The 257-nt window shown below is 84.4% G+C and carries 1 protein-coding gene; it reads left to right on the top strand.

Annotated features, from left to right (window positions below):
- Position 1: 1 nt before the first annotated feature.
- The coding region (locus AC0IVP_RS21950; RefSeq protein WP_471759284.1) for an ABC transporter permease subunit at positions 2-257 on the top strand (256 nt) is incomplete at its 3' end.

The following is a 257-nucleotide window of genomic DNA, read 5'->3' as shown; positions in this document are numbered from 1 at the left end:
ACTGCTGTCGGCCTGCCTGGCCGTCGCCCTGGTGGCCTGGATCCCGCTGGCGGTGCACACCCGCACGCTCGCCGCACAGGCCCGGGCGTCGGGCTTCCACGTCGCCGCGGTGACCGGGGGAGCCGGGCACTGGCACCTGCTGCGCCGGCACCTGCTGGCCGTCGTCGGCCCCCCGGTCGTGGGGGGGGGGGGGGGGGGGGGGGGGGGGGGGGGGGGGGGGGGGGGGGGGGGGGGGGGGGGGGGGGGGGGGGGGGGGG

The organism is Klenkia sp. AC732, from assembly GCF_979256525.1.
The sequence above is the reverse complement of the archived record's forward strand: the minus strand, read 5'-3'. Positions and strand labels throughout refer to the sequence as shown.